Source organism: Streptomyces capoamus (genome assembly GCF_014654935.1).
Taxonomy (GTDB): domain Bacteria; phylum Actinomycetota; class Actinomycetes; order Streptomycetales; family Streptomycetaceae; genus Streptomyces; species Streptomyces capoamus.
Genome location: NZ_BNBF01000024.1, coordinates 16,802 through 21,420, shown reverse-complemented (window position 1 = coordinate 21,420; position 4,619 = coordinate 16,802). Strand labels below are relative to the sequence as shown.

Annotated in this window: 3 protein-coding genes and 2 pseudogenes; 1 reads left to right on the top strand and 4 read right to left on the bottom strand. The window is 74.6% G+C overall.

Annotated features, from left to right (window positions below):
- Positions 1-344: pseudogene (locus IE312_RS42515) on the top strand (MFS transporter); the annotation flags it as partial.
- 31 nt (positions 345-375) lie between these two features.
- On the opposite strand, the gene IE312_RS30320 reads toward IE312_RS42515, so the two are convergent.
- The 4 genes and pseudogenes from IE312_RS30320 to IE312_RS42510 form a co-directional block, all read right to left on the bottom strand.
- Positions 376-972, bottom strand: a complete 597-nt coding sequence (locus tag IE312_RS30320; protein ID WP_189985534.1) for a flavin reductase family protein — start codon at positions 970-972, stop codon at positions 376-378.
- A gap of 50 nt (positions 973-1,022) precedes the next feature.
- Positions 1,023-1,817 carry an enoyl-CoA hydratase/isomerase family protein gene (locus IE312_RS30315; protein WP_189985470.1) on the bottom strand — a complete coding sequence of 265 codons (795 nt, stop codon included), beginning with the start codon at positions 1,815-1,817 and terminating at the stop codon, positions 1,023-1,025.
- On the bottom strand, positions 1,808-4,027 hold the full coding sequence (locus tag IE312_RS30310; RefSeq protein ID WP_189985533.1) for an acetate--CoA ligase family protein: 2,220 nt from the start codon (positions 4,025-4,027) through the stop codon (positions 1,808-1,810). Before IE312_RS30310 ends, IE312_RS30315 begins: the two co-directional genes overlap by 10 nt.
- A gap of 104 nt (positions 4,028-4,131) precedes the next feature.
- Positions 4,132-4,619: pseudogene (locus IE312_RS42510) on the bottom strand (NAD(P)/FAD-dependent oxidoreductase); the annotation flags it as partial.

Sequence of the window (4,619 nt, the reverse complement as noted above, 5' to 3'; positions counted from 1 at the left end):
TGTCCCTGTTCTTCCTGCCGATGCTGCTGGGCCCCGCCGTCCGTCCGTCGATGGTCTTCTTCGTCGTCTTCTACGGCCTGGACTGGGTGGCCACTGTGCCACCCACGCTGGCCCTGTGCCGCGAGCGGTTCGGCGAGGACAGTGCCATCGTCTTCGGCTGGGTGCTCGCCTCCCACCAGATCGGCGCGGCCCTCGTCGCCTACCTCGGCTCAGTGGCCCGGGACGTCTTCGGCTCCTACGACGTCGTCTGGTACGCCTCCGGCGCGCTGTGCGCGGCGGCGGCCCTGATGGCGCTGGTCATGCGGCGCGGCACCCCGGCCGGCCGCGCCCTCACCGGGTCCTGAACGCCCCCCCGCGAGGCGTCGGCCGGCGGTTTCAGCGGTCGCGCAGTCGTGCGAACCGGCCCCGGTGGAAGAGCAGCGGCTCCGCCGTGGCGTCCGCGCCGAGGGCGGCCACCCGCCCCACGACGATGAGGTGGTCGCCCCCGGTGTGCACGGCGTGGACCGCGCAGTCGATCCAGGCGGCGGCACCGGCGAGCCGCGGTGACCCGGTGACGGGCGCGGGGTCGTACGCCACCCCGGCGAACTTGTCCGCGCCGCTCACCGCGAAGGCCCGGCACAGCTCCTCCTGGCCGGCGTCGAGCACGTTGACGCAGAAGACACCGGCCCGGGCGATGCGCGGCCAGGTCGTGGAGGTGCGGCCCACCAGGAAGCACACCAGGGGCGGTGCGAGGGAGAGGGAGGAGAAGGACTGGCAGGCGAACCCGGCGGGCCCGTCCGTGCCCCCGGCGCCGGGCGCGGTGATCACGGTGACCCCGCTGGCGAAGCTGCCCAGCACCCGCCGGAACTCCCCCTGCCCCACCGGCGCCGGCTCGTCCTCCCGGACGCACCGCAACTCCGGCCGCGGCAAGGCCTCGACGGGCCTGGCCCCCAGATACCGGACGGCGGCGGCCGCCGCCCCTGCGTGTCCCATCACGGAGCCATTGAAACTGACGGCGCATCAGATGGGAAGCCCCGCGGGTGTCAACGGCCCCGGAACCGCGCGTCCCGGCGTTCCGCGAACGCCCGCAGACCCTCCCCGGCGTCCGCCGTCGTCATGTTGATCTCCTGGGCCCAGGACTCCGCCGTGAGGGCGGCGGCACGGTCGGTGTCCAGGGAGGCGTTCACCAGCTGCTTGGCCAGGGCCAGGGCCCTGGTCGGGCCGGCCGCGAGGCGGGCCGCCCACGCACGGACCGTCCCCGGCAGGTCCTCGTCGGGCACGACCCGGTTGACCAGACCCAGGCGGTACGCCTGCGGTGCCGGCACCGCGTCGCCGAAGAACATCAGCTCCTTCGCCCGCTGCGGGCCGATCAGCCGGGGCAGGAGATAGGCGCCGGCCGCGTCGGGGACCAGCCCGCGGCGGACGAACACCTCGATGAAGCGGGCCGACTCGGCGGCCAGCACCAGGTCGCAGGCGAAGGCCAGATGCGCGCCGAGCCCGGCCGCCGTGCCGTTCACCGCCGCCAGGACCGGCTTCTCGCAGTCCAGCACGGCACAGATCAGCCGCTGCGCGCCCAGCCGCAGCACCCGCGCCACATCACCCGGGAGCCGCTCGCCGGAGCCGGCCCCGCCCCGCAGGTCCGCGCCCGCGCAGAAGCCCCGGCCGGTGCCCGTGAGGACCACCGCCCGCACGTCCGGGGAGGCGGAGGCCTGCGCCAGCAGGTCGACGAGGCGGTCGCGCATGGCCGGGGTGAGGGCGTTCAGGGCCTCCGGCCGGTCCAGGGTGAGGTACGCGACCTGATCGCGGACCTCCTGGCGCACGGCCTCGCTCACCGGCACACCACCAGCGCGTCCAGCGCCACCGCGCCCTGCCCCCGGTCCAGCACCACCAGCGGGTTGATGTCCAGCTCCGCGATCGCCCCGCCGAGTTCCAGCGCCATCCGCTGCACCCGCAGGATCACCTCCACCAGCGCGTCCGTGTCGGCCGGGGGACGGCCGCGGACGCCCGACAGCAGGGCCCGGCCGCGGAGTTCGCCGAGCATGGCGCGGGCCTGGTCCTCGCCGAACGGCGGGACGCGGACCGCCGCGTCGTGCAGCACCTCCACCAGGATCCCGCCGAGCCCGACCGTCACCGTCGGCCCGAACAGGTCGTCGTGGGTGACACCGGCCATCATCTCCACGCCCTGCCCGACCATCTGGCACACCAGGATCCCGTCCAGACCGACACCCTCGTAGCGGGCGATGTCGGTCAGTTCGCGGTACGCGTCGCGGACCTGGCTCGCCGAGGTCAGGCCGATCTTCACCAGGCCCAGTTCGGTCTTGTGGGCGATCTGCGCGCCGGAGGCCTTCATCACGATCGGGTAGCCCACCTGCCCGGCCGCCCGTACGGCCGCCGCCGCGCTGGTCACCAGCTGCTCGCGCGGCACCCGGATGCCGTACGCCCGCAGCAGCTGCTTGGCCGCGTGCTCGCTCAGCTGCCGGCCGGGCTGCAGCAGCGCCTCGGCCTTGCGGAAGGAGGGGGACGGGGTGCGCGGGGCCTCGTCGAAGGGGGAGCGGTACCCGCTCACGAAGGCGTGGTGGTCCAGCCAGGCGCGAACCGCGGTGAGGCAGTTGCCCACCGTGCGGAAGGTGGCCACGCGCGAGGAGCCGAGCAGCACCTCCCGGTACGCCCTCTCCGTGCCCACCGGCGAGCCCCACACCACGCACACCAGCTTGTCCGTCTCCTCGGCGGCGTCCACCAGGTCCGCCACCAGCCTGTCGCTCAGCGGCGGGAAGGGCCCGGTCACCGGGCAGATCAGCACGCCGACCGCGGGATCGGCGAGGAGCGCGTCGATGATCGCGCGACCGCGCCGGTCGCCGACCGGATGGCCGCCGTTGTCCACCGGGTTGGCCACGTTCAGGTACGGCGGTATCCACCGGTGCAGCTCGGCCTGCTTCTGCGGCGACAGCGTCGGCAGCCGCAGCCCCGCCGCGACGGCCAGGTCGGCGACGTGCGCGCCGGTGCCGCCGGAGATGGAGTAGACCGCCACCCCGTCCGCCAGGGGCGCCCTCGCCCGCGCCAGCAGGGCCGCGGTGTCCTGGAGTTCGTCCAGGGCGTCGACGCGGATCACGCCGTACTGCCGCATGGCCGCGTCCACCACGTCGTCCGCGCCGGTGAGCTTGCCGGTGTGCGAGGCGGCCGTCCGGGCGCCGGTCTCGGTGCGGCCCACCTTGACGGCGACCACCGGGACCCCGCGCCGGGCGGCCCGGTCGGCGGCCAGCAGGAAGGCGCGCCCGTCCTTGAGCCCCTCCACGTAGCAGGCGATCGCGCCGACCTCGGGCTGCTCGGCGAAGTAGGACAGGAAGTCGGCGGTCTCCAGGTCGGCCTCGTTCCCGGTGGGTGCCCAGTGCGAGAGCCGGACACCCAGTTCCTGCAGGGCGAAGACCGGCCGGCCCTGGTGCCCGGACTGGGTGATCAGCGCGATGGCCGGCCCGTCCAGGTCCTCCCGGAACCGTTCGAAGGCGTTGAGGTTGGTGTTCGGGCCGAGCAGCCGCAGCCCCGAGCGCCGTACGGCCTCGGCCAGCCGCTCCTGTGCCTCGGCGCCCGCCTCCCCGGTCTCCGCGAAGCCCGAGGCGAAGGCGACCGCGAACCGCACCTTCGCCTCGGCGAGTTCCCCGATCAGCGGTAGCGGGTCGGCCACCAGCAGGACGGCCAGGTCGACCTCTTCGGGCAGGTCGGCGACGCGGGACGCGCAGGGCAGGCCGAAGACGGAGGGCCGGCGCGGGTGCACCGGATGCACCCGTGCCCCGACCCGTCCGGCCCAGTCCAGCAGCTGTCGGGTGATCCCGGTGTTCGGCCGGCCCTCGGTGTCACTGGCGCCGACCACGGCGAGGGAACGCGGCCGGAAGAAGCGGGTCAGGTCCGGTACGTCCGCGTGCAGCGGGCGCCCGCTGACGTCGAGGTCCGCCGCCCGGTCGTGGACGGCGGGGCCGGGCCGCTGCTCGCCGCAGGCGATGACCCGGGCCCGGCGGGAGTCGGTGGTGAGGGTGCCGTGGGTCGATCCGAGCATCGTTCCGCCCGCCTCCTGTGAGACAGCCATGACGGCAGCTGTAACTGACGCTCTGTCAGATTACTGAACCGACCGAATGTCAGGAACGGTCCGGAACGGCAAAGTTACCGATGGGTGGGAAGGGCCTTGGCGACGGCTCGGGCGATCTTCCCCGCGTCGATCGCCAGCTCCCGCAGCATCCCGCTGATGGGATTGGTGAACCCGGTGAAGTACAGGCCCGGCGCCTGCGCGGGCGTGCGGCCGCCGTGCACCACCGGCCGGCCGCGCTCGTCCAGCACCCCGAGGTGCCCGACCAGCCCCTCCAGCGCCCGCGCGTACCCGGTCGCCGCGATCACCGCGTCGGGCGCGATCCGGCTGCCGTCGGCGAGGACCGCCTTGCCGTCCTCGAAACCCTCCACGGCGGCCACGATCTCCACCTTCCCCCGGCGCACGGCGTCGATCAGGCCGACGTCCTGGACCGGGATCGCGCCCTGCCGCACCCGGGTGTACAGACCGGTGTCCGGGCGCGGCAGCCCGTGCGCGGACAGGTCCGGGGTGCTGAGCCGCCCCACCGGCCCGGCGAGCCGGTCCACGAGCCGCACCGGCAGCCGCC